The 26,387-nt window shown below is 67.2% G+C and carries 22 protein-coding genes; 9 read left to right on the forward strand and 13 right to left on the reverse strand.

The window, feature by feature from the left end; all coding sequences use genetic code 11:
- The 5 genes from DMB80_RS18725 to DMB80_RS18745 form a co-directional block, all read right to left on the reverse strand.
- The coding region (locus DMB80_RS18725) for a cell division protein PerM (RefSeq protein ID WP_240431264.1) at positions 1–1,246 on the reverse strand (1,246 nt) is incomplete at its 3' end.
- Between the two features lie 96 nt (positions 1,247–1,342).
- Entirely contained in the window at positions 1,343–2,287 is a 945-nt protein-coding gene (locus DMB80_RS18730; RefSeq protein ID WP_111511241.1) for a DUF5336 domain-containing protein, read from the reverse strand.
- 143 nt (positions 2,288–2,430) lie between these two features.
- Positions 2,431–3,561 carry a dimethylsulfone monooxygenase SfnG gene (gene sfnG / locus DMB80_RS18735; RefSeq protein WP_111511242.1) on the reverse strand — a complete coding sequence of 377 codons (1,131 nt, stop codon included), beginning with the start codon at positions 3,559–3,561 and terminating at the stop codon, positions 2,431–2,433.
- A gap of 62 nt (positions 3,562–3,623) precedes the next feature.
- A complete protein-coding gene (locus DMB80_RS18740; protein ID WP_111511243.1) occupies positions 3,624–4,784 on the reverse strand; it encodes a type III PLP-dependent enzyme in 1,161 nt (386 codons plus the stop codon).
- The gene (locus tag DMB80_RS18745) at positions 4,753–5,280 is read right to left on the reverse strand and encodes a hypothetical protein (protein ID WP_111511244.1); all 528 of its coding nucleotides are present in this window, start codon (positions 5,278–5,280) and stop codon (positions 4,753–4,755) included. The genes DMB80_RS18740 and DMB80_RS18745 overlap by 32 nt, the downstream gene beginning before the upstream one ends.
- 133 nt (positions 5,281–5,413) lie before the next feature.
- Here DMB80_RS18745 and DMB80_RS18750 point away from each other — a divergent pair, with 133 nt between their 5' ends.
- From DMB80_RS18750 to DMB80_RS18760, 3 genes are all read left to right on the forward strand, one after another.
- Positions 5,414–6,262 carry an LLM class F420-dependent oxidoreductase gene (locus DMB80_RS18750; RefSeq protein ID WP_048423992.1) on the forward strand — a complete coding sequence of 283 codons (849 nt, stop codon included), beginning with the start codon at positions 5,414–5,416 and terminating at the stop codon, positions 6,260–6,262.
- A 64-nt stretch (positions 6,263–6,326) separates the two neighbouring features.
- On the forward strand, positions 6,327–7,826 hold the full coding sequence (locus DMB80_RS18755; protein WP_111511245.1) for a DUF4185 domain-containing protein: 1,500 nt from the start codon (positions 6,327–6,329) through the stop codon (positions 7,824–7,826).
- Positions 7,826–8,392: a hypothetical protein gene (locus tag DMB80_RS18760; RefSeq protein WP_162938610.1), complete on the forward strand. Its 567-nt coding sequence runs from the start codon at positions 7,826–7,828 to the stop codon at positions 8,390–8,392. The genes DMB80_RS18755 and DMB80_RS18760 overlap by 1 nt, the downstream gene beginning before the upstream one ends.
- Here the strand turns inward: DMB80_RS18760 and DMB80_RS18765 are convergent.
- The 3 genes from DMB80_RS18765 to DMB80_RS18775 all read right to left on the reverse strand — a co-directional run bounded on the left by DMB80_RS18765 (position 8,389) and on the right by DMB80_RS18775 (position 12,137).
- On the reverse strand, positions 8,389–9,918 hold the full coding sequence (locus DMB80_RS18765) for an acetyl-CoA acetyltransferase (RefSeq protein ID WP_111511247.1): 1,530 nt from the start codon (positions 9,916–9,918) through the stop codon (positions 8,389–8,391). The two genes, DMB80_RS18760 and DMB80_RS18765, sit on opposite strands and share 4 nt — an antisense overlap.
- A 92-nt stretch (positions 9,919–10,010) precedes the next feature.
- On the reverse strand, positions 10,011–10,829 hold the full coding sequence (locus tag DMB80_RS18770; RefSeq protein WP_048424025.1) for an IclR family transcriptional regulator: 819 nt from the start codon (positions 10,827–10,829) through the stop codon (positions 10,011–10,013).
- An 87-nt stretch (positions 10,830–10,916) separates the two neighbouring features.
- Positions 10,917–12,137: a M24 family metallopeptidase gene (locus tag DMB80_RS18775; RefSeq protein WP_111511248.1), complete on the reverse strand. Its 1,221-nt coding sequence runs from the start codon at positions 12,135–12,137 to the stop codon at positions 10,917–10,919.
- Positions 12,138–12,486: 349 nt separating this feature from the next.
- Here DMB80_RS18775 and DMB80_RS18780 point away from each other — a divergent pair, with 349 nt between their 5' ends.
- The 3 genes from DMB80_RS18780 to speB are packed head-to-tail and all read left to right on the forward strand — an operon-like array spanning position 12,487 to position 15,838.
- A complete protein-coding gene (locus DMB80_RS18780) occupies positions 12,487–13,950 on the forward strand; it encodes a purine-cytosine permease family protein (protein ID WP_111511292.1) in 1,464 nt (487 codons plus the stop codon).
- Positions 13,947–14,876: a polysaccharide deacetylase family protein gene (locus tag DMB80_RS18785; RefSeq protein ID WP_205538779.1), complete on the forward strand. Its 930-nt coding sequence runs from the start codon at positions 13,947–13,949 to the stop codon at positions 14,874–14,876. Before DMB80_RS18780 ends, DMB80_RS18785 begins: the two co-directional genes overlap by 4 nt.
- Positions 14,873–15,838, forward strand: coding sequence for an agmatinase (gene speB / locus DMB80_RS18790; protein ID WP_111511250.1), 966 nt, complete (start codon positions 14,873–14,875; stop codon positions 15,836–15,838). The genes DMB80_RS18785 and speB overlap by 4 nt, the downstream gene beginning before the upstream one ends.
- Positions 15,839–15,914: 76 nt before the next feature.
- On the opposite strand, the gene sucD is transcribed toward speB, so the two are convergent.
- Both sucD and sucC read right to left on the reverse strand, forming a co-directional pair.
- Positions 15,915–16,817, reverse strand: coding sequence for a succinate--CoA ligase subunit alpha (sucD, locus tag DMB80_RS18795; protein ID WP_111511251.1), 903 nt, complete (start codon positions 16,815–16,817; stop codon positions 15,915–15,917).
- Positions 16,818–16,829: 12 nt separating this feature from the next.
- Positions 16,830–17,993: an ADP-forming succinate--CoA ligase subunit beta gene (gene sucC, locus DMB80_RS18800; RefSeq protein WP_046364471.1), complete on the reverse strand. Its 1,164-nt coding sequence runs from the start codon at positions 17,991–17,993 to the stop codon at positions 16,830–16,832.
- A gap of 267 nt (positions 17,994–18,260) precedes the next feature.
- Between sucC and DMB80_RS18805 the strand changes: the two genes are divergently transcribed.
- Positions 18,261–19,331, forward strand: a complete 1,071-nt coding sequence (locus DMB80_RS18805; RefSeq protein WP_046364470.1) for a M23 family metallopeptidase — start codon at positions 18,261–18,263, stop codon at positions 19,329–19,331.
- Positions 19,332–19,931, forward strand: a complete 600-nt coding sequence (locus DMB80_RS18810) for a hypothetical protein (RefSeq protein ID WP_111511252.1) — start codon at positions 19,332–19,334, stop codon at positions 19,929–19,931.
- Here DMB80_RS18810 and pcrA read toward each other — a convergent pair.
- Positions 19,928–22,240: a DNA helicase PcrA gene (gene pcrA, locus DMB80_RS18815; protein ID WP_111511253.1), complete on the reverse strand. Its 2,313-nt coding sequence runs from the start codon at positions 22,238–22,240 to the stop codon at positions 19,928–19,930. The genes DMB80_RS18810 and pcrA overlap by 4 nt on opposite strands.
- Before the next feature lie 199 nt (positions 22,241–22,439).
- Between pcrA and DMB80_RS18825 the strand changes: the two genes are divergently transcribed.
- Positions 22,440–22,760 (forward strand): chorismate mutase, encoded by a 321-nt coding sequence (locus DMB80_RS18825; RefSeq protein WP_111511254.1) that lies wholly within the window; start codon positions 22,440–22,442, stop codon positions 22,758–22,760.
- A gap of 55 nt (positions 22,761–22,815) precedes the next feature.
- Here DMB80_RS18825 and DMB80_RS18830 read toward each other — a convergent pair whose 3' ends face one another.
- Together DMB80_RS18830 and DMB80_RS18835 are read right to left on the reverse strand one after the other, a co-directional pair.
- Positions 22,816–24,831: an SGNH/GDSL hydrolase family protein gene (locus DMB80_RS18830; RefSeq protein ID WP_240431266.1), complete on the reverse strand. Its 2,016-nt coding sequence runs from the start codon at positions 24,829–24,831 to the stop codon at positions 22,816–22,818.
- Positions 24,832–24,903: 72 nt separating this feature from the next.
- Entirely contained in the window at positions 24,904–26,361 is a 1,458-nt protein-coding gene (locus tag DMB80_RS18835) for an NAD-dependent succinate-semialdehyde dehydrogenase (protein WP_111511256.1), read from the reverse strand.
- Positions 26,362–26,387 lie beyond the last annotated feature (26 nt).

Genomic DNA, 26,387 nt, shown 5'->3' on the forward strand with positions numbered 1-26,387 from the left:
GGACGGGGGCGGCGTCGATGCTCTCGGGCGGGAGCACGACGGTGTCGGGCGGCTCCAGATCGTCGTCGAGATCCTCCGCAGGTGGCGCCGGTCTGGGCGTGCGGACACGGGGCGCGAAGCCGCCTGACATGGCGACCGTCAGCGCGCCGATGCCGGCGAACCACACGAAGACAGCGGGACCGAAGGTGGCCTGGTCCACCTTCACATCGCCGAAGTTGCCCAGGGGCCCACCACCGGCGTAGCCCAGCAGCGCCATCGCCGCAGCGCCAAGAGTCGCGGCGACCAGCACCTTCGCCAGCGCCTGCACCGGCGGCAGCGCCCGGCGCGCACACTGCTGGCCCAGCGCGACCCCAGACACCGCACCGACGATCAGCAGCGCCACCCAGACCGGGCCCAGCGGCGGAGTGGGCGCGGCGGCCAACACGGGCAGCGCGGGCACGTCTCCGCCCAGCACCGTGAACGCGCTGAAGGTGGCCAGGCCGACGTGCGCGCTCGAGCCGACGGCGACGGCGGCGGCGCCGACCACCACGTTGGGCAGGTACAGCAGCGAGAGCACCGTCAGGCTCAGCTGCCCGAACAACGAATCGGTGATCGAGTAGAGGTCGTGCATCGTCGACCAGTGCACGACCAGCGAGCCCGCCACCACCGCCGCCGACAACGCGGTCAGCGCCAGCACACCGACCGCTGCGGCACGGAACGCGTCGGGCAGCCAGGCAGGTAGCGGGGGCCGGATCAGTCGCCTGCCCAGCCGCGACCCGACACCGAGCACCGCCCCCAGCAGGTGCACAGTCAGCACGCTGGCGAAGGCGCGCGAGGCGTCCGGTGTCTGCAGCTGCGTCAGCACCGAGGCGGCGTCGTGGATCACCGCCAGGCACAGCGCCGCGATCAGCAGGGGTCCACCCAACGCCGAGGCCACCACCCAGCGGGTCACGAACCACGACGTGTGCGTCACCGCGGCCGCGGTGGTGCGCGCCGTGCCGTAGACCATCGCCAACGCGGGCAGCAGCGGCATCACTCCCAGTGCGCTGCCCGCGATCGACACCGGCACCTGGTGCACACCCAGCCACATGCTCGCGATGGCGCCGAGCGCGCCCGTCATGTCGCTGTTGGCGATCACCAGCTGCAGCAGCACCACCGCCGCGATGACGACCAACGCGACCAGCGACGGCCCGAACGCCACCCGGAGCAGCTCACGCGCCTGGCGTGGGGCCGCTGGCGTACTACCCGCGCGTGGGGCTGTGTTCACGGGTCGGGCCGCTCCTGGAAAGACGCTCTCGGACGCGCGACGGTCACGCACGCGCGGTTGAGACTACGACGCGCTTCAACTACGACGCGCTCGACACTACGACGAGGACTGGCCCGACTGCGAGGACGGCGACGACGGCGACGACGGGTGCTGCGTGGGGACCTGCGTCGTCGGAGTGTTGCTCGACGGAGGCTGTCCGTAGGTCGGGTAGCCGGTGGGCGGCGTCGGGGAACCCGACTGCGCGCCGGAGGGCTGCTGCCCCGACGTGGCGCCCGATGACTGCTGGCCCGACGGCTGCTGTCCGGACGGGGACGTGGCGGGGAACCCGCCGGTGGAGGGACCCGAGCCGGGGTAGCCGCCGTAGGGCGTCGGGTAGCCGGGGCGCTGCTGCTGAGGTTGGCCGTGCTGCGGCTGCCCCTGCTGGCCCGGCTGACCGTAGTAGGAGCCGGGGTACTGGCCGTACTGCGGCTGATCGTATGGCTGCTCGTACTTGGGTCGCGGCGTCGGCGCGGTGAGGATTCCCGAGTCGAACAGCAGCACCACGACGGCGACGGCGGCCTGCAGCAGCGTGAAGGCGGTCACCAGCCACAGGCCCCAGGCGACGCTGGTACCGCTGGGCTTGTTCAGCACCTCCGAGATCACCAGCAGGAAGCCCAGCACCGATGCGACGGCGGCCAGGGCGACGCGGCTCTTCTGCTTGGGCAGCAGACCGACCCCGGCGACGAGCGCACCGACGAGCGACGCGACGACGGCGATGCCGAGGCCGACGGAGCTGCCGCTGAGCTCGCCGAGACCCGGGAAGTCGGAGGACTCCACGGTGAACTGCGGCGCGAAGTACGACAGGTACGCGAGCAGGCCGAGACCTGCGGTGGCGGCGCTCAGGTACTCGGGGAGCTTGCTCGGACCCTCGGCGCCGGGGCCGGGGCCGGGGCCGGGCTCATTGACCCGGGCGAACTGCTGTGTCGGAGCGCTGAACTGTGTGGTGGGCTGCTGACCCGGCTGATAGCCGTGGCCTCCGGTCGGGCCTTGCGGATACGACATGACCTCTCCTGTGGTGTGCGGGCCCCCGCATCGACAACCAACGATGTCAACGCAGGTGACTGCGATCCCGACGGACCGCCTGAGCGATTCGATGAACCACGCTAGCGCACATCGCTGGGGACCCCGAGCGGCGGAGGCGGCCGCTAGGCGGGGACCAGCACCGGCGTGTCGGCCGTCGAGCGCTCAGCTGCCTCGATCTCACGGACGAGCGGCAGCACCTTCGCGCCGAAGTACTCGATCTCCTCCTGGAAGTGCAGGAACCCGCCGAGGATCAGGTCGACGCCGCGCTTGCGATAGGCCGCGATGCGCTCGGCGATCTGTTCCGGCGTGCCGATCAGTTGGGTGCGGAAACCGTCGTTGTACTGCACGAGGTCCTCGAAGCTGGAGTCGGCCCACATCCCCGTCTTGTCACCGGTGGAGTTGCCGGCCTGCTGTACGGCCGAGCGGAATCCCTCGACCGCGGGACGGTTGGCCTTCTCCACGATCTCCCTGAGGGTCTCCTTCGCTTCTTTTTCCGTGTCTCTGGCGATGATGAAGCCGTTCAGACCGAACTTGACCTCACGCCCGACGTCGCGGGCGTGGTCGCGGACGTCCACGATCTGTTCGGTGACGCCGTCGAAGTCCTTGCCGTTGGAGAAGTACCAGTCGGCATAGCGGCCCCCGTTGCGGCGGGCCGCGGTGGAGTTTCCGCCTTGGAAGATCTCCGGGTTGGGCCGTTCGGGCGTGTTGACCGGTTTGGGCTTGAGGGTGAACTCGTGGATGCGGTAGAAGTCGCCGCGGAAGTCCACGTCGTCCTCGGTCCAGATCTTGCGCAGTACCTGGAGGAACTCCGCACTGCGCCGGTAGCGCTCGTCGTGTTCGAGCCAGGGCTCACCGAGGTGGGTGAACTCGTCTTTGAACCATCCGGACACCACGTTGACGGCGAACCGGCCACCGGAGAGCTGGTCGGCGGTGGCGCCCAGCTTGGCCAGCACACCGGGCTGCCAGAGGCCCGGGTGGACGGCCGCGATCACTTTCAGCCGCTGGGTGGCCAGGAGCAGCGCGAGGCTGAAGCTGGTGGACTCGTGCTGGTATTCCGCGCCGTAGCTGGCTTCGTAGCGCACCTGGGACAGCGCGTAGTCGAAGCCGTTGTTCTCGGCCGTCTGCGCGAGCTTGACGTTGTAGTCGTAGTTCCAGTCGGTGCGCTGCTCGATGTCGCTGACCACGAGGCCGCCACTGACGTTGGGCACCCAGTAGGCGAATGAGACGTTCTCGGCGATGCGTTCGGTCGTCATGGTGTGCCATCGAAGCGCTGCGATGGCGGTCCGTCATCGGTATGGATCGCGGTGAGGCGAAGTCAGCCCATGACGATCGGGGTGGCCTCGATGCCGTTGAACCGCGATGCGGTGACCGCGGTGTAGGCGCCCATCAGCGGACTGAGCAGGACATCGCCCACTGCCAGGCCAGGCATCGGGTAATCGCGAGCGATCACGTCGGCGCTGTCACACGTGGGCCCGGCCAGCGTGACCGGCTGCAGAGTCGGCTCGATCTGCCCGGTCAGCTCCGGCAGCGCGAGGATCGGCGCGTGCACGTCCTCGGTCATCACGTTCGAATAGCTCCCGTAGAGCCCGTCGTCGAGGTAGTGCCACGTCCGGCCGGCGCGTTCGGCGGTGCCCACGACGGTGGTCAGCAGTGTCATGCAGTCGGCGGCGAGGAACCGTCCGGGCTCGCACAGCAACCTGAATTCGCCGCGCCGCGCACCGAGGACGTCGTCGACGATGTCGCCGATCTCGGTGATGGGCGGCTCCTGTTCGCGATAGCTCACCGGGAATCCCCCACCGATGTCGATCGTCCGCGTGGGCACTCCGAGGGCGGCCTCGATGTGACCGGTCAGGTCGAGGGTGTGCTGCAGCGCGCGCCGGAACGGCTCGGTCGAGCTGCTCTGGCTGCCGACGTGGAAGCTGAACCCGGCGAATCCGACGCCACCGGTCAGCACGTGCTTGACCAAGAGCTCGGCGTCGGCGGGCACCACCCCGAACTTCGACGACAGGTCGGATTTCGCTGAAGGGTTACCGAAGGCCAGGCGCACCAGCAGGTCGATGTCGCCGGGTCGGCCCGCGAATTTCTGTACCTCAGCGACGTTCTCGACCACGAACGTGCGGATGCCGGCGGCGTAGGCATGGTCGATGTCCGCCGGCTTCTTGATCGGATTTGTGTGGATGCTGCGATGCAGAGGCAGGCCGAGCCGGCCGAGAAGGTCCACCTCGCCGCGTGTTGCCACGTCGAAACCGGCGCCGCAGATCGCGACGGTGGACAGCACCACCGGATGAGACAGCGCCTTCACCGCGTAGTGCACCTCGAAGCCCGGGAGCGCGGACTGCAGTTCACGTAGGCGTCGCGCGACCCGCTGCGGTTCGAGCACGAGCAGCGGTGTGCCGTGCGCCTGGGCCAGCTGCGTCCAGCGTGGCGCGGTGGCGCGCAGCTGCTCACGCAGCTGGGACCGTCGGTGCAGGTTCATGACCGGTTCCTTTCTCGGCCGGAAGGCGCTGCGCGACGAGGGCTGTGAAGCGCTCGTAGCTGAAGACTGCGCATCCGTAGAACGCCACGTCGGAGACCAATTTCCCGAAGATCCAGCCGGCGGCGACGTTGCCGAACAGCAGGGGTCCGACGTAGAACGCCAGGGGCCGCACGGCGATGCTGTCGATCAGTTCGGCGGGGCCGAACTCGATCGCGACACTGCGTAGCGCCAAGAGGACGGACACGACGACGCGGTCGCGCCGTGTCCGGTGACGATGGTCGCGGTATGTCCACCTCAATGCGGTCAGGAATGCCGTCGCGTAGTAACCCGCGGAGGCGCCGACGGTCGCCGCGACGGCCGCGGCAGCCAACGAGCCGGTGGCGCCGTAGGCCAGTGCTGCGGCCCCGAATTCTGCTGCCGTGCCGGCTATTTCGCAGGGTAGATAGCGCCGTATCCACTCCCCGATCCGGGACCGCACACGCGTTCGTGTCTTCATGGGATAACTGTCACGCGATCGAATCGCGTGGTCTTGAGTAGCGCGCTACGCAAGTCTGCGCGGCCGGCGAGGCAGTGCTACCCGGGGCACCCCCACTTGCGGACGCATATTGGAACACGTTCTAATTCTCGGCATGGACTTTGGGTTGGTGCTGTTCACCTCTGATCGCGGGATCACGCCTGCCGCGGCGGCCAAGCTCGCCGACGAGCACGGCTTCTCCACTTTCTACGTGCCCGAACACACCCACATCCCGATCAAACGGCAGGCCGCGCACCCGACCACCGGGGATGAGACCTTGCCCGACGATCGCTACATGCGCACCCTGGATCCCTGGGTGTCGCTGGGCACCGCCGCTGCGGTGACGTCACGGGTGCGGCTGTCCACCGCGGTCGCATTGCCCGTCGAACACGATCCGATCACGCTGGCGAAGTCGATCGCCACGCTGGACCACCTGTCCGGCGGCCGAGTGTCCCTCGGTGTCGGATTCGGTTGGAACACCGATGAACTCGCTGATCACAACGTGCCCCCTGCGCGCCGCCGCACGATGCTGCGCGAGTACCTCGAAGCCATGCGGGCGTTGTGGACCGAGGAAGAGGCCGCCTACGAGGGCGAGTTCGTGAACTTCGGCCCGTCCTGGGCGTGGCCCAAGCCGGTGCAGTCGCACATCCCGGTTCTCGTGGGCGCCGCGGGCACCGAGAAGAACTTCAAGTGGATCGCGAAGTCCGCCGACGGCTGGATCACCACCCCACGCGACTTCGACATCGACGCACCGGTGAAGCTCCTCCAGGACACGTGGGCCGCCGCCGGGCGCGACGGGGCTCCGCAGATCGTCGCGCTGGACTTCAAGCCCGACCCCGACAAGCTCGCGCGCTGGCGCGATCTGGGGGTCACCGAGGTGCTGTTCGGCTTCCCCGACCGCGGCCCCGACGAGGTCGCCGGGTACGTCGAACGGCTCGCGGGCAAGCTCACTGCGCTGGTGTGATTTGGTGCGCCGGAGGCCCCGGCGCCGGTCCTAGGCTGGTGAGCAACACCGGCTTGGGAGCCTGATGTCCATCTCGATGATCCGCGCGCAGGAGCCGCAGCGCGTCGTCGATTCCGGGCATGACCTCAGCCGAACGGCTTCGATGCTCGACGGGCTGATCGGCGAGCAGGTGCGCGCGGCCAACCGTATGCGGGAGAGCTGGTTCGGCCGGGCGGCGACGGGTGCCGCCGCGAAGTCTTATCGGAACATCCAGCAGGAGTATCTGGAGCGCGAGAAGCTGGTCGCCCTGGCTGCGGCCATGCAGTCCGGTGGCGAGGCGATGGTCGCGATCCGATCGGTGTTGTTGACTTGGGTGGGTATCGCCGCATCGATGTTCGACGTCAGCGACGCCGGCGTGGTGACTGTCCGGGCGCCGAACGACACGGCGCCGTGGGTGGCCATCGCCGCGGCGTACACGAGGATCATCCAGCAGCTCATCGAACAGTTCCTCACCGCCGACGGGACAACGGCCAAGGGTATCGGCGCCATCAACGCGGGCTGGCTGCCGGGCAACAATCCCGGGCCCGGCGGCATCGACCCCGACAGTCTGAACAGCGATCAGCTGAAGTGGCTGCAGAGCCTGGCAGGTTCGGGGGATCCGAAGACCGGTGACGGCGGGGTCGGCGTGCCCAACACCGACCTGTCGATCATGGGGATGACGCCCGACGGGCGCATGTTCACGATCCAGGGCGACACCGCGAAGAACATGGGAGAAGGCGGAGGCCCGGGACCTCGGACCGATCAGGGCGGCTTCAACAACATCATCTTCTGGACGATGGACGAGCACGGGAAGTGGGTGGTGGACGAGGTCGTCAACGATCCGTTCCCCAACACCCCTGGTGACGCGTCGACGATCCCGACGTCGACGTTCAGCGACGGGGACACCATGTACGCATCGGTGATGAACGTCAAGAACTGGGAACGGGGGACGTGGCAGACGCGCAGCTCTGAACTGTACAAATCCGTCGACGGCGGCAAGACATGGACGAAGGCAGGCCCGGTGTGGACGAACAATGCCGCGTCGAACAACCCTTTTCAGGTGCAGAGCTTCACTCCTCGCGACGATGGATATGTGTACATGTACGGCTCCGAGAACGGTCGAACCAACGACGGCCTTCATGTCGCGCGTGTCCCCGTCGCCGATGTCGAGAACCCCGCGAAATACGAGTACTGGGATGGGAACTCGTTCGCTGTGGGGGCGGCCGGCGCCGGCGGAAGCCCACCTGTGCTACAGCCACCGGCAGGCTACAGCGGCGTCGGCGAACCCAACGTGCACTTCTACGACAACAAGGCGCTGCTGACCTTCAACGACGATCAGGGCAACATCTTCACCAGCTCGTCGACGGACGGCGTGAACTGGTCCACGCCGCAGGTGGTCACGTCGCAACCAGGCGCCTACGGCGTGTTCCAGTCCCCGCTGTCCGCGGGGAATTCCGTCGACGCCTCCGTATCGTTGTGGAACCCCTACGGGACACAATTGGTCACCATCGAAAACTCCGATACGACAGGGCTGGGCGGCTACTGATGACCAGGTCTACCCGCTCTGCGAACGTCGTGATCTGTGCGGCGACGCTGGCCATCGTCGCAGCACTGGCAGCGTGCGGCGCCACCACTGACAGCCGCGCAGAAACGCCTACGCCTACGTCGTCGACCAATGCACTCCCGGCGACCTTCCCCGACCTGATGTCCATGACACCGGTCGACGTTGCACAGTTTCAGCAGAGCTACCCGTACTTCACGGGCGTGCAATTCAGTACCCCGGATGGCCAGCAGTGCTACAGCAACGACATGAATTCGCGCAACGATCCCGCGATTCGGACGCTCACCTGCGAAGGGCCGCGCCCCGACAAGGGCCCGGGCTCATGGGAGATCGACGTCGCGACCAACACACCGGCCACCAGCGAGCCGGCGGCCCCGTCACTCAACCCCAACTACCAGCCGCCTGAGAACGAGCGCCCGAAACCTCTTCCACCACAACACAGCATCGAATACAAAGGCATCCGATGCGGTGTCGACGACAAGGGCACCACCGGGTGCGTCGCCGGCGACCACGGCTTCGTGCTCACCCCCACCAGCACCACGCTGTTCTAGCGCAGAATCGCCCGGTTGCCGTTATCCGTAGTCTTTACAACAATTTTCGTACCCAGCGGGTCACCGTCGGACATCAACGCGACCAGCTCGTCGTCGGCGGTGGTCGCCATGAAGCGGGAGCCGTCGGTGTCGAGACGCCCGACGATGATGCCGGTGCGCACCGGCCAGTCGTAGCGCACCGAGTACGTCTCGACCACGCCTGACCCCTCCGGCTGCTTGGTCACTGGAACCGTCGGCAGCGCGGCCACCTGCTCGGTGAGTTCCGCGCTGCGCGACGAACGCCATTCGACGGGTTCGGTCGAGTAGATGCCGACCGAGTACTTGCTCATGATGCCGCCGTTGGCGCCGACGAAGCCGAAGTCACCTGGTGCGTCGCGCATCTGGGCGACAGTTTCGGCGATCGCGTGAGCCGAGTAGCTGTTGCCCGGTCCGCCGAAGTACGGCAGGCCCCCGGTGAGGGTCAATCCGCGAGGATCGTCGCCGGACACTCCGAGGGCCTCGCTCGCGACGAACACCGGGAACGGGAAGCAGCTGTACAGATCGAACGTGGCGATGTCACCGACGCCGAGCCCTGCCACCCGCAGCGCCTCCTGGACCGCGTGAACGGCTGCCGGGCTGGCTCCCATGTCCACCCGACTCAGCAGCGCCTGCTCGACGAGGTCCGAATACCCATGGACGAACACCCATTTGTCCTGGGGCACCCCGTGCCGGCGGGCCGCCTCGACCGACATCACGATCAACGCGGCGCCCTGGTTCACGGTGTCGCGAGCGACGAGATAGCGCGGATAGGGATCGCAGATCATCCGGTTGTCGTCGGTGACGGTCTCGATCTCCTCGACCGAGCGCTCGACCGGAGACGACGAGAACGGGTTCTTCGCAGCCACTTTCGACATCGGTGCGAACAGCTCGGCCATCGCGTGGCGGTACTCCTGAACACCCAGTCCCAGCCGGGCCCGGCGTGCGTTGTCGAGTAACCCGTATTGCACCGGCGCGCCCGTCAATCCGTGCGTCACGGTGTATTCGTCGATGTAGCTGTAGATCCCGTGCCCACGGTCCTCGAGCTGACCCTCGACGTGTTCGGTGAAGTCCGGCTTGTCGTCGCGGTCGGCGAAGTACTTGGCCGTCGACCCCGGTTCCGATCCCATGATCATCACCACGTCTGCGTCCCCTGCGACGATGGCCGCGCCGGCCTCAGCCACCAGCTTCTGGGGCCCCTGCCCGCCCACGGGTTCGAGCACGACGCGCGCCGGGTTTCCACCGAGGCGCTGCATCACCGACCGCGGATAGTTGTTCGACTTGCCGAGCGTGGCCGGCATCGGACCCGAGATCTCGAACTGCCGCATCCCGAAAACCGTGTCGATGGCTCCCGCCACCGACGATGCGTCGGCACCGGTGTCGGCCAGGGCGGCCCGTGCGGCCTCGGTCGCCAGCTCGACGGCCGACATGCCGCGGTAGCCGGGGTCGTCGATGCGTTCGGTGAACTGACCGACGCCGACCAGGATGGGGGTTCGCGGATCAACCGGCATACAAGCCTCCTGACGGGTGTTAATTCGAGAGGCTAATAGAACGGGTTACAGGTCACCAAAACGTGCCGAGCTGGGGCACCTTGCGCGTGCGGTCAGGAGGTGACCGCGCCGAGGCGTGCTGAGATCCTGCCCGCAGCGTCGGCGACTGCCAGCCCGAGTGGCTCGAGCATCGGCGCCGGTACGCGGAATCGCGGCGCCGACAGCATGATCGCGGCGACGAGCTCTCCGCGGTGATCGTGCACGGGCGCCGCGATGCCGACCTCCTCGATGGAGGTGAGGCCGTCATTGAGTGCGTAACCCCGGGTGCGGGCCTCGCGCAATTCGTCGAGCAGGGCGTCGACGGCATCGTCGACGGGACCGACGAGGAGACGTCGGTCGAAGAGCCTGCGTACCTCTGCGGCAGGCATCTCGGCGAGAAACACTTGCACAGAAGAGCTCTGGTAGGTGTCGTAGCGGGTACCGACCGCAGCGGTGTGCTTGACCTGCTTGGGGCTGGACACCTGGTCGACGACCACCGCCTCGTTCCCGTTCCACATCGTCAGTGCGCTCGTTTCGCCGGTGCGACGGGTGAGTTGATCGAGTTCCGGGTGCGCGAGACGGCGGACGTCGAGGTTGGCCAGCAGAGGTCCGGTCAGCGCGATCAGACCGAGGCCCAGTCGGAAGCGACCCGTGCCCTCGTCGCGCTCGACGTAACCCGCCTTCTCGAGAGTGGCGAGGATGCGCGAGACGCTGCTCTTGTGCAGATCGACCTTGCGGGCGATCTCGGTGACACCGAGTACCGGTTCGGCGATCGAAAAGGATTCGAGAACGCGCAGGCCGTTGAGCAGCACGGAGGAGGATCGGGCATCGCTGTTGCGCTCCGGTGAGCCGTTGCGCTCCGCCGAGAGCACGCCGCCGTCGTCGGTACTCACGACTACCACCCCTTCGCCTTCTGTCGCCGATGTCATTGTGACCGACGCGTAGGCCGGGTCCCGTCTGACCGGAACCCGGCGCTGCGCTCACGCGTCGATGATGTTGTGCTCGGGACCGAAGGGGAACTTCGTGATGTTCTCCGCGCCGTCCTCGCCGATGACGAGAATGTCGTGTTCGCGGTAGCCGCCGGCACCGGGCTGCCCCTCCGGGATCATGATCATCGGCTCCATGGAGACCACCATGCCGGGCTGGAGCACGGTGTCGATGTCCTCGCGCAGCTCCAGGCCGGCTTCTCGCCCGTAGTAGTGCGACAGCACGCCGAACGAGTGGCCGTAGCCGAATGTGCGGTTCGGCATCAGGCCCTCCGCCTCGTAGATCTCGTTCAGTTCGGCGCAGATGTTCTTGCACACCGCGCCGGGCTTGATCAGCTCGAGCCCGCGGCGGTGCACGGCGACGTTGACCTCCCACAGCCGCAGGTGCTCCGCGGACGGCCGACCGTAGAACAGAGTGCGTTCGAGTGCGGTGTAGTAACCCGCGATCATCGGAAAGCAGTTGAGGGACAGGATGTCTCCGCGCGTAACGGTGCGGCTGGTCGCCCAGTTGTGCGCGCCGTCGGTGTTGATCCCCGACTGGAACCAGACCCAGGTGTCGCGCAACTCGGCGTGCGGGAAGGTGCGTGCGATCTCGCGGATCATCGCGTTGGACCCAGCGATGGCGACCTCGTATTCCGGTACCCCCTCGGCGATCGCCTCGCGCACCGCCGCACCACCGAGGTCGGCGATCCGGGCGCCGTGGGTGATGAGTTCGATCTCCTCGGCCGACTTGATCATTCGCAGTCGCATGGTCGCCGCGGCCACATCGACAGCCTGCATCCGGGGCAGCGCGCCCATGATCCGCGCGAGCAGGTCGGGGTTGATGTGGTCGTTCTCGACGCCGACCCGGCCCTCGGTGATGCCGTGCTCGGCGAGCACCTGCGCAACGCCGTATTCGAAGTTGTCGCGCCGCCAGTCGGTGTAGACGAGGTTGTCACCGAAGGTGCGCCGCCACGGCATGCCGGCATCGATGTTGGCCGACACGGTGGTCGCACTCTCCTCGGTCACCACCAGCGCGTACGGCCGACCGAACGCGGTGTAGAGGAAATCCGAGTAGTAGTTGATGTTGTGGTAGCTGGTGAAGATCACCGCAGCCAGCCCGTCGTCGGCCATCTGCTTGCGCAGGGTCGTCAGCCGCGACTCCATCTCCGCGGCGCTGAACGTGGGGGTGACCTTGTCACCGTTGGGGATCCGCTTGAGGCGCTCCAGGTTCATCAGTCGTTCCTCTCAATCGTCGACGGTCGGGGCGTGACACCCGACTCCCCACACAGTGCAACAGTGTTGCGTTCAAGTCAACACGCGGAGGTTCGGGGTCGGCGGGATCATGCGGATTGGCCACATGTAAAAACGGTGTTAACGATGTTGTTTGCTTTGACTGCGCCTCAATCGACGAATGTCCGGTTCGTGTTGACAGGTGGTAGGCCTCACATTAGGTTCTGAATCAGTGCATCCCTGTTGCATTAGACGCAACTATGCTTCACCGGTTGGGTCGCCGACACCCGAAGGAACGTTCATGAGCACAGAGCAACCCGTGCCCGTCGAGCTCCAGGGCCGGAGCGCCGACATGCCCGGATCCGGGGACATCCATCAGATCGAAGACGTGTTGCAGCCGATCCCCGAGTCGGTGCGCACCTCACGCGTCTCCGGACAGTTCTGGATCTGGGCCGGCGCCAACATCGCTCCGATCAACTGGGTGCTCGGCGCACTGGGGATCGGCCTCGGCCTGGGGCTGCGCGACACGCTGATCGCGCTGATCGTCGGCAACGTCGTCGGCATGGCGCTGTTCGGCGTCTTCGTCCTGATCGGCCAGCGCACAGGTGTGACCGGGATGGTGCTCTCCCGCGCTGCGTTCGGCCGCCGCGGCGCCTACGTACCGGCCGCCATCCAGGCCGCCCTCGCGATCGGATGGTGTGCGGTGAACACCTGGATCATCCTGGACCTGGTCATGGCGTTACTCGGGCAACTGCACCTGGTCGATCCGGCGGCGCCGAACATCGCGGCCAAGGTCGCCGTCGCGGCAGTGATCATGGGCATCCAGGTCACGATCGCGTGGCTCGGCTATCGCGCGATCGCGACCTTCGAGCGCTGGACGGTTCCGCCCACGCTGGCCGTACTGATCCTGATGTCGGCCGTCGCGTGGTTCCACCTCCCGATCGATTGGTCCTACGCCGGCCCCGACGGAAACGTCCTGCAGGGCACCGAACGCATCGCGGCGATGTCGGCGGTGATGACGGTCATCGGAATCGGTTGGGGCATCACGTGGTTCACCTACGCGTGCGACTACTCACGGTTCGTCAGCACCAAGGTGCCGCCGCGCAAGCTCTATCTGGCGAGCACCCTGGGACAGTTCATCCCCGTGGTCTGGCTCGGCGTGCTCGGCGCCAGCCTGGCCACCACCAACGGTGACGTCGATCCCGGCGAACTGATCGTGTCGAACTTCGGATCACTCGCCCTACCGGTGCTGTTCCTGGTGATCCACGGCCCGATCGCGACGAACATCCTCAACATCTACACGTTCTCGGTCGCTACCCAGGCACTGGACGTGAAGCTGTCCCGACGCACACTGAATCTGCTCGTCGGCGCCTTCGCGCTCGTCGTCGTGGTCTTCTTCGTCTTCCAGTCCAGCCTGGCCACGGTGCTCAGCACCTGGCTCGGCGCGATCGTGGCCTGGATCGCCAGCTGGGCGGGCATCATGGGTGTCCACTACTTCGTCATCGAACGCAGCAGCCTCGACGCGCAGCGCCTGTTCGACCCGGTCGGCTCCCGCAGTCTGCCCGACGTCAACTGGACGACCATGGGCTGCTTCGTCGCGGGCATCGTCGGCACCTGGATGTTCATGTACGGCTCACTACCGGTCATGCAGGGCTTCGGGTCCAGGGCGATGGGCGGACTCGATCTGTCATGGCTGGCGGGCGGCTTGGTCGCTGGTGGCCTGTACGCGGTGTTCGGCCCTCGGGCCTACCGGCGCCGCGCCGAGACCGCCGTCGCTGCGCCACCCGTCCAGACCGCAGAGGGAAGCGCCCTGTGACAAGCCCGGCCCCCACCACTACCCGACGCGACGACCTCGGCTGGCCGAAGGGTCACCGTGCCGCAGCCGCGTTCACGTTCGACGTCGACGCCGAATCCTGTGTTCTGGCCCATGATCCGGGTGCTGCGAGCCGGATGTCGCTGATGAGCCACCAGTCCTACGGACCCAGGGTCGCCGTGCCACGGATCTTGAGACTGCTGGCGCGTCAGGACATTCGGGCCACCTTCTTCGTGCCGGGCTTCACGGCCGATTGCTACCCCGACACCGTTCGGGCGATCGTCGACAGTGGCCATGAGATCGCCCACCACGGGTATCTGCACGAACCGATGCAGGGTATCGACGCCGCTACCGAGGCGCGCTACCTCGACCGCGGACTCGACGCCCTCGAACGGGTGGCCGGTATCCGCCCCGTCGGGTATCGCGCACCGTGGTGGGAAACCAACTGGCACACACCGGCACTGCTGGCCGAACGTGGCTTCCTCTACGACTCGAGTCTTCTCGACGGCGACAAACCCTACCGGTTCGCGGTGGCACCCGACTCCGCCGAGACGCTCATCGAGATCCCTGTCGACTGGGCCCTCGACGACTGGGAGCAGTACGCCTTCTACCCCGGGGTGACCGGGAGCGGTGTCATCGAGAGTCCGGCAAAGGTTCTCGAGATGTGGACCCTCGAGGCGGAGGCCCACCACCTCGAAGGAGGCTGCTTCGTGCTCACCAACCATCCGTTCATCTCAGGTCGACCCTCCAAAGCCGTTGCACTGGAACGCCTCATCGAGAACGTCCGCAGCATGGACGGAATGTGGGTGACCACGCTGAGTGACATCGCCGCACACGCCCAGGAGGCGTGCACGGAAACCTATCTGCACACCCGGTTCGAGGTGCCCGCATTCCCCGACGTCGACATCCGCCCGACCGGGCGCCGATGAACCCGCCCGAGACCGGCGCCGAGCAGCCGCCCCTGGGGGCGATTCCCTCGACTGTGGTGCCGCGGTACGCCGGCAAGTCGACCTTCGCCAGGATTGCCGACATCGGTGAGGTGACCGACTACCAGATCGCCGTGCTCGGAGTGCCTTTCGACGGCGGAACGTCCTACCGTCCGGGTGCCCGCTTCGGTCCCATGGCCGTTCGACAGGCTGCGCGAACCCTGCGCCCCGGTTACCACGTCGAGTTGGGGGTGACGCCACTGCAGGAGGTCCAGATCGTCGACGCCGGAGACATCACCGTGACGCCCTTCGACATCGACGAGGCCTGCCGCCAGATCCAGCAGCACATGCGCGAGGTGATCGGCGCACGGGAGCGACGGGTGGTGGCGATCGGCGGCGACCACACGATCGCGCTGCCCGCACTCCGCGCGCTACACGGTGTGCACGGTCCGCTGGCCCTGGTCCACTTCGACGCACACCTCGACACCTGGGACACCTATTTCGACGCCCCGGTCACGCACGGCACGATCTTTCGGCGTGCGTTCGAGGAGGGACTGCTGGTTCCCGACCACTCGATCCACGTCGGCATCCGCGGGCCGGTGTACGACCGCATCGACCTGAACGAAGACGCCCGCATGGGGTTTCGCACCATCCGCGCAGGCGATCTCGACGTGATGGGGGTCGACGCGGCGGTCGACGCCGTCAGGCGCCGCGTCGGAGACGTTCCCGTCTACCTGTCCATCGACATCGACGTCCTGGATCCCGCCTTCGCACCGGGCACCGGGACGCCGGAGTCCGGCGGACTCACGGCCCGCGAATTGCTGCGCATGCTGCGAAACCTGCACGGCCTCAACCTCGTCGGCGCCGACGTCGTCGAGGTGTCCCCCGCCTACGACCACGCCGAGATCACCTCGATCGCCGCGGCCACCGTGGTGTTCGACCTCCTCGCACTGATGACCGCCTGACACCCCAAACGACACTGCGGCCAGATCGCCGATTCCCGAAGGATGGCGATCTGGCCGCAGTCTCGGCGTGCTGGGGCTACAGGGTTTCGAAGATCTCCCGGGCCAGCTTGGCGGTCTCGGACGGCGTCTTGCCGACCTTGACGCCCGCGGCCTCGAGGGCTTCCTTCTTGCCCTGCGCGGTGCCCGCACCGTCGGAGACGATGGCGCCCGCGTGTCCCATGGTCTTGCCCTCGGGCGCGGTGAAGCCGGCGACGTACCCGACGACCGGCTTGGTGACGTTGGCCTTGATGTAGGCGCCCGCCTTCTCCTCGGCGTCGCCGCCGATCTCGCCGATCATGACGATGAGCTTGGTCTCGGGATCCTTCTCGAACGCCTCGAGGGCGTCGATGTGGGTGGTGCCGATGACCGGGTCGCCGCCGATGCCGATCGCGGTCGAGAAGCCGAGATCGCGCAGCTCGTACATCATCTGGTAGGTCAGCGTGCCCGACTTCGACACCAGCCCGATCGGGCCCTTGCCGGTGATGTTGTTCGGCGTGATGCCGACCAGCGACTCGCCCGGGGTGATGATGCCGGGACAGTTCGGCCCGATGATCCGGGTCTTCTGACCTTTCTCCACGTTGTAGGCCCACGCATAGGCGCTGTCCTGCACCGGGATTCCCTCGGTGATGACCACCAGCAGCGGGATCTCGGCGTCGATGGCCTCGATGATGGCGTCCTTCGAGAAGGCCGGCGGCACGAAGGCGATCGACACGTCGGCGCCGGTCTCCTTCATCGCCTCGGCGACACTGCCGAACACCGGCAGCTCGATCTCCTTGCCATCCTTGTCTTCGTGCTTGACGGTCGTGCCCGCCTTGCGCGCATTGACACCGCCGACGACCTGGGTGCCGGCCTTGAGCATCAGCTTGGTGTGCTTGGTGCCCTCGCCACCGGTGATGCCCTGGACGATGACCTTGCTGTCCTTGTTCAAAAAGATCGACATCGTGTGTGTCCCTTACTTGTTCGCCAGCTCGGCGGCCTTGTCGGCGCCGGCGTCCATGGTCTCGGCCTGGATGACCAGGGGGTGGTTGGCCTCGGCGAGAATCCGTCGGCCCTCGTCGACGTTGTTGCCGTCCAGACGCACGACGAGCGGCTTGTTGGCCTCGTCGCCGAGGATCTCCAGCGCCTTGACGATGCCGTTGGCGACCGCGTCGCAGGCGGTGATGCCGCCGAAGACGTTGACGAAGACGCTCTTGACCTGGCTGTCGCCCAGGATGACGTCGAGCCCGTTGGCCATCACCTCCGCCGAGGCACCGCCACCGATGTCGAGGAAGTTCGCGGGCTTCACGTTGCCGTGCTTCTCGCCGGCGTAGGCGACGACGTCGAGGGTCGACATGACCAGACCCGCGCCGTTGCCGATGATGCCGACCTCGCCGTCGAGCTTGACGTAGTTGAGGTCGTTCTCCTTGGCCTTGAGCTCGAGCGGATCCGTGGCGTCCTTGTCCTCGAACTCCGCGTGGCCGGGCTGGCGGAAGTCGGCGTTGGCGTCCAGGGTGACCTTGCCGTCGAGCGCGAGGATCTGGTCGTCCGGGGTACGGACGAGCGGGTTGACCTCCACCAGGGTGGCGTCCTCGCCGGTGAAGACCTCCCACAGCTTCTGGATGGTCACAGCTGCAGCATCGAGGACCTCGGCCGGCAGGTGGCCCTTCTCGGCGATCTCCCGAGCGAAGGCCAGGTCGACACCCTTGACGGCGTCGACGGGCACCTTGGCCAGGCGGTCGGGCTTGGTCGCGGCGACCTCTTCGATCTCCATGCCGCCCTCGACCGAGCACATGGCCAGGTAGGTGCGGTTGGAACGATCGAGCAGGAAGGAGATGTAGTACTCCTCGGCGATGTCGCTGGCTTCGGCCACCAACAACTTCTTGACGACGTGGCCCTTGATGTCGAGGCCGAGGATGTTCTGGGCGTGGGTGAAGGCGTCGTCGGGCGTCGCGGCGTACTTCACGCCACCGGCCTTGCCGCGGCCGCCGACCTTGACCTGCGCCTTGACCATGACCGGCTTACCGATCTCCTCGGCGATGGCCTTCGCGTCCTCGGCGCTGTCGGTGACGCGGCCGGGCGTGGTGGGAACGTTGTGCTTGGCGAAAAGTTCTTTCGCTTGGTACTCGAAGAGGTCCATGGACTCTCAGACCATCCCTGTCTGTCGGCGGCTTGTAGGTGTGTGCCCGACGGGCTCCAGGGGGACTGTATAGACCTCGCGAACCGAAGTTGGCACCGCCTACCTGTCATGTGGTCGATCTCACCGGGCCCCTAATCGTGATTCAGGTCACATTCGACAGTGGATTACAGTCACGGGTTGGCACTTGCATTGGATTTTGGTTAACGTCCTGTGGTCTAGATAACGGTCTGATCACGACGGCACACGACAGATAAAGGACCTTTCAGGTTGGCTCAGCATCGATCGCCTCGCTTCTCTGAGGCTCTCGCAGCACCTGCAGCCACTGAAGTAACGGACATCATTCCGTTCAACGAGTTCGGCGCCCTGGGCGAGCTACACGATCTGGACTGCCCCGGCGACGGTGTGTTCGACCGCGACACCCAGGTCATCCACGCCCCCGAACTGGACGATCTGCTCGACACCGACGATCTGCAGCCGCTGCGCCTGGTTCCGGCCGAGTTCCGAGCCGAACCGCGCGCCGAATCACCTTCTGATGTCAGCTCGTTGCGCAGCTCGCGCGCCTATCGCGACAGCCACACCGACCGCAGCGACGGCACGGCCACCACCGACGTCATCGACATGCGCGGCCGCACGGGGCAGCACCGCAAACCCGAGGTCCCCGTCAAGGGCCGGCTGATGGTCGCAGCGATGGCCGTCGGCGCAACGGCCGCCGGGGCATACAGCGTGACCACCGCTGCGGAGAAGCAGCCTGCCGAAACCGTCCTCGCATCCGACACCACGACACTGGGTGGCTCCGGTGTCGTCACCGGTTCCACGGATGGCATGCAGATCGTCACCGTGACACCGGCAGCAAACTCCGCCATCCACGCCGAAGAGATCACCAAGGCCGCGGCGTTCGCGCAGGAGCGTGCCGAGCGTGAGGCGCGCCTGGCCCGCCCGCAGTTCGTGATGCCGACGCGCGGAGTGTGGACCTCCGGGTTCGGTTTCCGGTGGGGCGTGCTGCACGGCGGCATCGACATCGCGAACTCCATCGGCACCCCGATCCTGGCCGCCGCCGACGGTGTCGTCGTCGACGTCGGCCCGACCGCCGGCTACGGCGCATGGGTCAAGATCAAGCATTCCGACGGCACCGTGACCCTGTACGGCCACATCAACACGTGGCTGGTCAGCGTCGGCGAGCGCGTCATGGCTGGCGACCAGATCGCCACGATGGGCAACCGAGGCAACTCGACCGGCCCCCACCTGCACTTCGAAGTACTTCTCGACGGCTCCAATCGGATCGATCCCGTCGGGTGGCTGGCCAAGCGGGGACTGTCCCCCGGCAGCTACGTTGGCTGAGTGGCCAGCGACCCCACCGATCGCCCCGAACAGCACGATGACGCAGAGACACGGATCCTGCGCCGGGCACCGCTGAACACCGGCTCGCAACCCGTCCCGGAATCGGCCGACCCGGCCACGTCAATCATCAGGCGTCACCCGACCGGTGAATTCCCCGCTTCGGCAGAGCCCGCCACCGGATACCTGCCTCGAGCCCAGCCCATCGCAGTCGGTCCACCGCACGCGCCGCGGGTGCCCGCCAGGTCGGCGATTGCGACCGCCGTCGTCAGCATCCTGTCCGGTTGGGCGACCGCGGTCATCGCGACCAATCTGATCTCCGGCTGGTCGGCAACCGACCCGCTGTTCTGTGTGGCGATCGGTTTCCTCGCCGCCATCTCCGCCGCAGCCACCATCGGCGGGCTGATCGCGCTGCTGCTACGGCGCCGCATGGGCAGGCTGCTGGTGATCGTCGGCGCAGCGGTCGCGCTGTTGATCTTCGCGGGGTTGTTCGTCGCGGGCGCCGCACTGCCTGCCCTCGTCTACGGCATGCCGGTGCTGCCGGTGGCCTCGATCGTGCTGGCGCTGCTGCCGGAGACGGCGCGCTGGGGTCGCTCCGGTTAGAGCTTGCTGACGGGTGCGTGGTTGTGCATGAGCTTGACGCGCCCGGCGCTGCCGAAGTCGATCAGCGACATCGCCGACTCCCCCATGCCCGACACCTCCTCCACGCGACCGAGGCCGTACTTGTCGTGCGTGACGCGGTCGCCGGGCTCGAGCACCAGCAGCGGCCTCTTGCCTGCCGATGAGCGCGCGGGTGACGGGCGCGGCGTACCGAACCGGCCCGCCCCGCTCACCGGCGCCGAGAAGTGCGATGCCGGCGCCTCGACGCGGCGCCAGTTGATCAGCTCCTGCGGAATCTCCCGGAGGAAGCGCGATTCCGGGTTGAGCATCGGCTGTCCCCACGACGAGCGGACCTTGGCCCGGGTGAGGTAGAGCCGCTGGCGGGCCCGGGTGATGCCGACGTAGGCCAGCCGACGTTCCTCCGACAGCTCGACCGGGTCACCGAGGGCGCGCATGTGCGGGAACATGCCGTCTTCCCATCCGGTCACGAACACGACGGGAAACTCGAGTCCCTTGGCGGTGTGCAGCGTCATCATCGTCACCACGCCGGACCCGTGCTCGGGGATGTCGTCGGCGTCGGCCACCAGCGACACCCGTTCGAGGAACGAGGCCAGCACGCCGGTGTCGGGCACGTCTTCGTCCTGGGGCTCGGCGTCCTCCTCGGCCAGAGCCCGCGCGTTGGCCAGATCGATACTGAATTCGTGAGCGACGCTGACCAATTCGTTGAGGTTGTCGAGCCGGGCCAGATCCTGGGGATCTGTGGAGGACTCGAGTTCGGCGCGGTAGCCCGTGCGGTCGAGGACCGACTCGACCAGCTCGCCGAGTTCCCCGTCGAGGCCGCCCCGCAGTTCGTCGAGCATCTCGACGAAGCCGGCGATCGCCTTCTCCGCGCGGGTGTTGAGCATCGGCACCTTGCCCTCGGCGGCCGCTACGAGCGCGTCGTTGAAGCTCGCCCCGGTGTTCTCGGCGTACACCGCCACACACGCCTCGGCGCGGTCCCCGATGCCGCGGCGCGGGGTGTTGAGGATGCGCCGCATGCTGACCGAGTCGCCGGGGTTGTCGAGCACCCGTAGGTAGGCGACGACGTCGCGGATCTCCCGGCGCTCGTAGAAGCGCACGCCGCCGACGACCTTGTACGGGATGCCGGCGCGGATGAAGACCTCTTCGAGGGCACGCGAGGAGTTGTTGGTGCGATAGAACACGGCGACGTCGTTGTACGAGAAGTCGCCGACGCTGTCTGCGAGTGCGTCGATCTCCTGCGCGACGAAGCGGGCCTCGTCGTGTTCGTTGTCGGCGACGTAGCCGACGATGAGCTCCCCTTCACCGGCATCCGTCCACAGCCGCTTCTCCCGCCGCCCGGCGTTGCGCGCGATGACGGAGTTGGCCGCGTTGAGGATCGTCTGCGTGGAGCGGTAGTTCTGTTCGAGCAGAATGGTTGTGGCGCTGGGATAGTCGCGCTCGAAGTCCTCGATGTTGCGAATCGTCGCACCGCGGAACGCGTAGATCGACTGGTCGGCATCGCCGACGACGCACAGTTCCGCAGGCGCGACCCCATCGACCGTTTCGGTGCCGACGAGCTCACGCACCAGCACGTACTGCGCGTGGTTGGTGTCCTGGTACTCGTCGACGAGGATGTGCCGGAAGCGACGCCGGTAGTACTGCGCGATCTGCGGGAACGCTTGCAGCACGGCCACCGTCTCGCCGATCAGGTCGTCGAAGTCCAGCGCGTTGGCCGCGCGCAGACGGCGCTGGTATTCGGCGTAGACCTCGGCGATGATGCGGGCCAGGTCCTCGGCCGCCTCGGAGGCCTCGGCAGCGGCCTGCTCGGGCCCGATCAGCTCGTTCTTGAGGTTGGAGATGCCGTTGGACAGCAGCCGCGGCGAGAACTTCTTGGTGTCCAGGCCCATGTCCTTGCCGATCATCAACAGCAGGCGACGGGAATCGTCGGCGTCGTAGATCGAGAAGTTGGAGTTCAGCCCGGGCAGCAGCGACGCCTGGTTGCGCAGGATGCGCACGCAGGTCGAGTGGAACGTGGACACCCACATGTTGCGGGCGCGCGGACCGACGAGCTGCGCGACGCGCTCACGCATCTCGGCAGCGGCCTTGTTGGTGAACGTGATCGCGAGGACCTGGCCGACGCCGACCTCACGAGCCGCGAGCAGGTAGGCGATGCGACGGGTGAGCACCGCGGTCTTGCCGGAGCCCGCTCCGGCGACGATGAGCAGCGGCGTGCCCTCGTGCAGGACGGCCTGGCGCTGCTGGGGGTTGAGCCCGTCAAGGAGCTCGTCTGTTTCAGTGCTGACGATCGACATACTGTCTCAAACCTACCGCTGAACAGTGACACTCTTTGCGCAGCCACCGCACGTAGTGGCACACTCGTTGAGTGCTTTGTCAGCAGCGGCGATTTTTCTACGGGTACCGGCCAGCGGTGCCCGTGGTCTAGCTGCTTCCCCAGAGCCCCGCGGTCCACTTCCGGACCCGGGGCTTGTTTTCTGTGAGGCCCGGAACCGGATGAGACCAGACCAGTCACACGACGAGAATCCGGAGAACGACATGACGACAGACACCGCACAGGCCGCCAAGACCGATAGCCCCGACATCGACGAGCTGCGCCAGGAGATCGATCACCTCGACGCGACGATCCTCGAGGCGGTCCGGCGGCGCACCGAGGTCTCGCAGATGATCGGGAAGGCCCGGATGGCATCCGGCGGCACCCGACTCGTGCACAGCCGCGAGATGAAGGTCATCGAGCGCTACAGCGTGCTGGGTCCCGAGGGCAAGAACCTCGCGATGCTGCTGCTGCGTCTGGGCCGCGGCCGCCTCGGCCACTGATCCCTTGCGATTTCGGCGTGATTGCCGTCGCTGAGCGACGACAGGCACGCCGAAGTCACCGACGCGTGACGGCGTCCATCAGCCAGGGCGTGAGCCACTGCACCGCCTCCGGTGTGGGGTGCACGCCGTCGGCACGCACGACCATCCCGTTGACCTTGGCCTGGTAGTAGCCGTTGGGGCTGAGCTTGTCGTTCAGATCCAGCACGGTGACATTGCGGCGGGCCTCGGCGACGCTGCGCAACAGGCTGTTCCACGCGTTGACGCGCTTGGGCTGGTCCTCGGGATAGAGGCTGCCGTCGGCTTTCTCGGCCCGACGGTTGTACGGCTCGGTCGTGACGACGATGCGGGCCCCTGTCGAGCCCAGGATGTCGAGCGCCCGGGTGAGCTCACCGCGCAGATAGGCGTCATAGGCGGGCTCGCCGATGTGCGTCCACCGGCCCTCGTTCATCCGGTCGACGACCTCCCACCGGCCGACCATCAGCAAAACCACATCGGGCTTCTCGTACCCGATGCGCTGTGCCCACCGCGCCGGCCACGAGTCGCATTCGGGCTTCTGCGGCAGTTCCTGACCCACGTACTCGTACGGCCCGCCACGTGCGATTCCGCAGCCGATGGTGGTGAAGTCGGCGAAGTCGACGCCAGGGGTGTCGGGCAGGTACCGCATGATCGTCCATGCGATCGAATCGCCGAAGACCGCGACCCGCACGTCCCCCGGCGCGCGCTGACGTACCGGTGTGGTGACCGCGACGGGAATCTCCGGTGCGACGAGTGCGGCCGAGTCGATCAGCGGACCGGCGCCCGGCCTGGGGAACGTCACCCCGGACGGAAGCACGGTCATCGCCACGACCGCTGCTGTCGCAGCCGTCGCCGCGGACAACCGCAGCATCGGCACGAACGTCGGCCGCCAATCGCGGATCGGCTGCTCGATCAGCCACCAGGAGACCGCCGCGACCGCGATCGTCGCAGCGCAGCGCAGCGCGAACAGCTTCCAGCCCTCCGACCCGGTCCGTTCGCCGTTGAGCAGCAGGAAGATCGGCCAGTGCCACAGGTAGACGCCATAGGAGATGGCACCCAGTCCGACCAGAGGCCCCATCGAGAGCATGCGCGCGGCCGGACTGGTCTGGTCCAGCGCGACCGGAGCGATCACCAGCACGGCCGCCACGGCGACGACGATCAGCAGGCCGCCGCGGAACTCGGCCGCCGTCCCGACCGCCAGATGCGCCGCGGTGGCCAGGATCAGGAGCCCGACGATCGGGAGCAGCCAGGCCAGCCAGCGGGCCCAGTGGGAGCGCAGCGTCACCAGGCCGGCGGTCATCCCGCGCCAGTCCCGCACCACCAGTGCCGCTGCGGCAGCGCCGACGAGCAGAGCCTGCATGCGGGTGTCGGTGCCGAAATACACCCGGTGCAGCGAGTCGTCGGTCGCCAGCGCGACCGATGCGACCGCCGAGCCGAGCACGCCGAGCGCGGCAAGCACGAACACGGCGGTGCGGATCATCGATGCGCTGACCGGCACACCGCGGCGGTAGGCCAGGGCACCCAGCGCCGCGACGATGCCGGCGATCAGCAGCGGCCACAGCAGGTAGTACTGCTCCTCGACGCCGAGTGACCACGTGTGCTGCAGCGGTGACGGCGGGGCGCCTGTCGAGAAGTAGTCGGTGTGCTGGGCGACGAACATCCAGTTCGACATCCAGAACAGCGCAGCGACGGCCTCCTCGCGCAGACCGGCGACCGATTCGGGGGCGAACAGGTCGCGGGCGGCCACCACGGCCAGCACCATCACTACGAGCGCGGGAAGAAGCCGTCGCGCGCGGCGCACCCAGAAGCCGCGCAGGCCGATCCGCCCCGTCCGACTGGTCTCCTCGATCAACAGCGAGGTGATCAGGAATCCACTGAGCACGAAGAACACGTCGACGCCGAGGAATCCCCCCGGCAATCCCGGCACGCCTCCGTGATCGGCGAGCACCAGCCCGACCGCGATGGCCCGCATCCCGTCCAGCGCCGGAATCCCCTGGCCCGAACCGACATAGCGGCGTGGGCCAACCCGGATCGGCGCCGCGCTCACGGCAGTCAACTCGTGTGGCCCTCCTTGCCTTCGAACAAGGAAGCCTAGGGAGGTCGGGGCGCCGATTCCGGAAGGCGCGCGCTACTTCGTCAGGGCAATGTATTTCGTGTCGAGATACTCCTCGATGCCCTCGCTGCCGCCCTCGCGGCCGAACCCGGATTCCTTGACCCCGCCGAACGGCGCGGCAGCGTCGGAGATCACACCGCGGTTGACGCCGACCATGCCGGACTCGATGCCCTCGGCCACCCGCAGGGCGCGGTCCAGCGACTGGGTGTACACGTAGGCGGCCAGCCCGTACTCGGTGTTGTTGGCCGCGGCCACGCCCTCGTCCTCGGTGTCGAAACCGGTGATGGGTGCGACGGGACCGAACACCTCCTCCTTGAGGATGCGCGCGTCGGCGGGCACGTCGGTCAGCACCGTGGCGGGGTAGAAGTTTCCGGGGCCGCCCGGTGCGACGCCGCCGACGGCGACGGTCGCGCCGCGGGACACCGCGTCGGAGACCAGTTCGGTGACGGTGGCGACCTGCTTGGCATTGATCAACGGCCCCAGCGTCGACGACGAGTCGAGTCCCTTACCGAGGGTGAACTCGCTCATCCGCTTGACCAGCTTCTCGGTGAACTCCTCACGCACCGCGTTGGCCACGTGGAAGCGGTTGGCCGCCGTGCAGGCCTCGCCACCGTTGCGCATCTTGGCCAATATCGCCCCGTCGACCGCGGCGTCGACGTCCGCGTCGTCGAACACGATGAACGGCGCGTTGCCGCCCAACTCCATCGACGTGCGCAGCAGCTTGTCCGCGGATTGCTTGACCAGTGCCTTGCCGACGCCGGTCGAGCCGGTGAACGTCAGCTTGCGCAGCCGGCCGTCGTTGATCAGCGCCTCGGTCACTCCGCCCGGGTTGCTGGTGGGCAGGATCGACAGCACACCCTTGGGCAGTCCGGCCTCGTCCATCAGCTTGGCGAGCAACAGCATCGTCAGCGGCGTCTCCTGCGCCGGCTTGACGATCATCGTGCAGCCGGCAGCAAAGGCGGGCCCCATCTTTCGAGTCCCCATGGCCAGCGGGAAGTTCCACGGCGTGATTGCATAGCACGGACCGACGGCCTGCTTGGTCACCAGGATGCGGCCGGTACCAGCGGGACTCGCGGTGTAGCGACCGTCGATACGGACCGCTTCCTCGGCGAACCAGCGGAAGAACTCCGCGCCGTAGGTGACCTCGCCTTTGCTCTCGGCGACCACCTTGCCCATCTCGAGCGTCATCAACGCCGCGATGTCGTCAGCGCGTTCGGTGATGGTCTCGAACACCGACCGCAGGATCTCGCCACGCTTGCGTGGCGCCGTCGCTGCCCACTCACCCTGCACCGCACAGGCGGCGTCGAGGGCGGCACGCGCATCGTCGGGGGTGGCGTCGGCCACCTTCGTGATCACCTTGTCGTCGCTCGGATCGAGCACGTCGAACGTCGACGAACCCTCCCGCTCCTCACCGCCGATCCACAGACCGGTGGGGACGGAGGCAAGCAGGGCGGAAACAGACGCAGAATCCATGGCCCCATCATTTACCCTCGGTCAAG

It is taken from the genome of Mycobacterium kyogaense (genome assembly GCF_003254575.1).
Lineage (GTDB): Bacteria > Actinomycetota > Actinomycetes > Mycobacteriales > Mycobacteriaceae > Mycobacterium > Mycobacterium kyogaense.